The sequence below is a fragment of the Candidatus Cyanaurora vandensis genome, from assembly GCF_013285555.1.
GTDB classification, from domain to species: Bacteria; Cyanobacteriota; Cyanobacteriia; order Gloeobacterales; family Anthocerotibacteraceae; genus Cyanaurora; species Cyanaurora vandensis.
On sequence record NZ_JAAXLT010000233.1, the window covers coordinates 1 to 2,998 of the forward strand.

Sequence of the window (2,998 nt, forward strand, 5' to 3'; positions counted from 1 at the left end):
TATTGCTTGGTTTACCTTAATTTTGGCTGAGTTTGCACGGGCAACAGGCCTAGGAGCAAACAAACAAGTGGTGTTAGTCCTAGATGGCGCGAGCTTTCATCGGAGTGAGAAAGTGCAGCTCCCAGTTGGTATACAGCTAGTACAACTGCCTGCCTACGCCCCTGAGCTACAACCAGCAGAGCACTTATGGTCATTTACAGAGCAGCCAGTGGTGAATAGGGTGATGCAAGATATGGCGCATCTAGCGGATGTGGTCACTCAGCGGTGTCAAGTAGTGCGCACTTTAACGGACCAGAGCCGTGCCGTTACCTCCTTTCACTGGTGGCCGCAAGGGATAACTTCCACTGCTTGAACAACCGGAAACCTTATCAGCCAGGGTTCTGACGATACATAGGCGATCATCACCCGTCGCTTTGCGTAAGTCCTGAATAAAATAACCTCGGCCCTGAGGCGAACTCGTCTAATTCGGTAGTGTTACCCCTTGGAATTAGGTTGAGGTGTTGGCCTGTCGGGTGGCTTCGAGGTAGGCGTGGCCCCACCGCTGGCAGGGTTCGAGGTGGTTCCCCTCCGCCCGCTCATTCCAGGCATTGATGAAGACGAGGTTTTCCTCAAGGGGACGGGGATAGCGATGGATGGCCTGACGGAGCCAAGCCCCGTAATCCTGGGGATTCGCGCCCTTGAGGATGAAGGCAGCGGTCTTTCGGCGGGCGGTGTTGTCCCAGGCCGGGGTGACACAGGGATAACGCCCATAGGTTACTTCCGGGAGACGATTCATTGCCTGGATGAATGCCCGGTAATCATAGATGAAATGTCCGTGAGTGGTGTACAGATAGGAAGTAAGACGGTGCCAGAGGCGGTCAACCTGGGCCAAACCCACATAGTTAGGCTGAAACTCGACAGTCATATCAAAGCCGAACTTAGTCGCATCGCGCTGGGGATCGCTGAAGTTGCTCTCCACCGCGCATAGCCACAGATCCCCGACGCCAGCTTGCTGGGCATACTCACGCCAGATCTCACTGGTACGTTGAGGATTGGGCAGTTGACTGACTCGATAGACCAGGAATAACGCCTTACCATTGATCCGGATATAGCGTTCATCCTGAAAAGCCTTAACTAACCACTGAATATGGGCTAAATCATCGGCATCGGAATAATTTTGGGCCATCAGGACTTGTTTCTCTTTGCCATCCCAACGACGAGTCCAGTTTTCGTTGGCCCAACAGAGACAAAAGGGGAAATCCGGTTTACCCGAGCTCAACACTTCATTAAAGGGCCGTTCTAATAACCGCCGCCCATTGAACCAATAGTGGTAGTAGCAAAAACCATGAATTCCGTAGGCTTGGGCGAGTTCAGCCTGAGCTTGGCGGACTTCAGCCAAGCGTAGGTCATAGAAGCCGAGGTCCGCCGGGAGATGGGGTTGATTATGCCCTGGGAAAAGCGGCTTGGCCTTGGCTACATTGGTCCACTCCGTAAAGCCCTTGCCCCACCACTCGTCATTCTCAGGAATGGGGTGATACTGGGGTAAGTAGAAGGCAATCAGTCGCGCTTTAGGGTCCATTAAGGTCTACTTCTCTAAGTTTTCGCCACATTCCACTTAATTTTCGCCACATTCCACTTAATTTTCTGCCGCTCCAATTGACTGTTACAAAGCGGTACCAAACGCACCGGAGTGCATAGAGCAACCCGAATTGATAATTTAACAACCCTAGAAAATCTCGCTGAAAAGCATGGTCGCGCACCTTTTGGCTCAGCCCCCCCCCTTCATAATGAGCAATTACCATATCCATAAAATAAACAGAGTCAGTTAACGCAAAGCACCTTATGTTAAAGTCCCAATCTGCTAACATTCGATACCGTAGATTGAATTGCCCCAGTCGCTTGAATAAGTCCTGATGGTAAAAAATTGCTTGCTGACAGATGTTGACTTCGCATAGTCGGTATTTAGAAAAGACTCCCCCGTAGTACGTCTGAATATCCTGAAGCCAAACATTACCGTAGATAAACAGGCTGGGTAGCGGATTGGTAAATACCTGCGCTAAAACCGTGGGGCTAGCGAGCACATCCCCGGCACCCAGGAAATATAACCACTCGCCCCGGGCTTGCGCAATCCCCTTATTGAAAGCATCATACACGCCTTGGTCTGGCTCACTAATCCAGTAGGCAATCGCAGCATCGTATTGTCGCAAGAGTTCTACAGTGCCATCTTGGGACCCCCCATCAATAATAACTAACTCCCAGTCAGTGTAGGTCTGCGTGAAGACGCTCACTAAAGTCTCTGGGAGCTTATGGGCTACTTGGTAGGTAGCGATAATGATGGAGATTTTCATGGGTTTCTTTGTACGAAAATACTGTCGGATTGCAATATTTCACCGGTCTTGGGGTTGGGTAATTGGTCTAGGGCACCCACATAGCTGAATCCCCAATCCGTCAAAACCTGATAGATGTCTTTGAAGAGGGGTTGGTTTTGATACAAGGACTGGAAAGAGGTCTCGACAATCAGCATCCGCGCCCTACGAACGGTCTGTTCACCGCCGCGCAAAACTCGGTCCTCGTAACCCTGGACATCAATCTTAATCAGTAAGGGTTCGGTTAAGGCTAGATTCTGGGCGATCGTATCTAATTGTTCAATCTTAACTTTGATCTGGGCAGTACCCTGGGTGAAGGGAAATGCCTCTGTATGAACATTAGTCATGGTCAAAAACGACGAGGAAGGCGTGTAATCATTACATTCAAAGGCCAACTCCCCCCGCTCATCCCCCAAACCTAAATTAAGCGCGGTGAAATTCTGACAACTCCCCATCGCTTGCTGGAGTTGGTTGAAGCAACTGGGAATCGGCTCAAAAGCAAAGATCTGGGCCTTGGGGAGTAGCTGGGCTACGGTCAGAGCGAACTGACCCACATTAGCCCCGATGTCGAGGACCGTGGTGAAGCCATGACGCTGAAACCAGGGCTGATTGAGCTTCAAATAAGTCTCCACCATCCCGCCTTGATGGTGTAA

At 50.7% G+C, this 2,998-nt stretch carries 4 protein-coding genes; 1 reads left to right on the plus strand and 3 read right to left on the minus strand.

Annotated features, from left to right (window positions below):
• The first annotated feature begins 67 nt into the window (after nt 1–67).
• On the plus strand, nt 68–352 hold the full coding sequence (locus HFM78_RS16480) for a transposase (protein WP_396035119.1): 285 nt from the start codon (nt 68–70) through the stop codon (nt 350–352).
• Between the two features lie 135 nt (nt 353–487).
• On the opposite strand, the gene HFM78_RS15970 is transcribed toward HFM78_RS16480, so the two are convergent.
• From HFM78_RS15970 to HFM78_RS15980, 3 genes are all read right to left on the minus strand, one after another.
• Nucleotides 488–1,558, minus strand: a complete 1,071-nt coding sequence (locus HFM78_RS15970; RefSeq protein WP_287130455.1) for a glycoside hydrolase family 99-like domain-containing protein — start codon at nt 1,556–1,558, stop codon at nt 488–490.
• Complete coding sequence (locus HFM78_RS15975) at nt 1,548–2,327, minus strand: glycosyltransferase family 2 protein (RefSeq protein ID WP_287130456.1); 780 nt, start codon at nt 2,325–2,327, stop codon at nt 1,548–1,550. The genes HFM78_RS15970 and HFM78_RS15975 overlap by 11 nt, the downstream gene beginning before the upstream one ends.
• Nucleotides 2,324–2,998: FkbM family methyltransferase (locus HFM78_RS15980; RefSeq protein ID WP_287130458.1), on the minus strand; the 675-nt coding region annotated here is incomplete at its 5' end. The genes HFM78_RS15980 and HFM78_RS15975, both read right to left, overlap by 4 nt.

Bases quoted from the DNA above. Each gene is read 5' to 3' on its own strand.
- HFM78_RS15975 (WP_287130456.1), bottom strand. From the start codon at position 2,327: ATGAAAATCTCCATCATTATCGCTACCTACCAAGTAGCCCATAAGCTC.
- HFM78_RS15970 (WP_287130455.1), bottom strand. From the start codon at position 1,558: ATGGACCCTAAAGCGCGACTGATTGCCTTCTACTTACCCCAGTATCAC.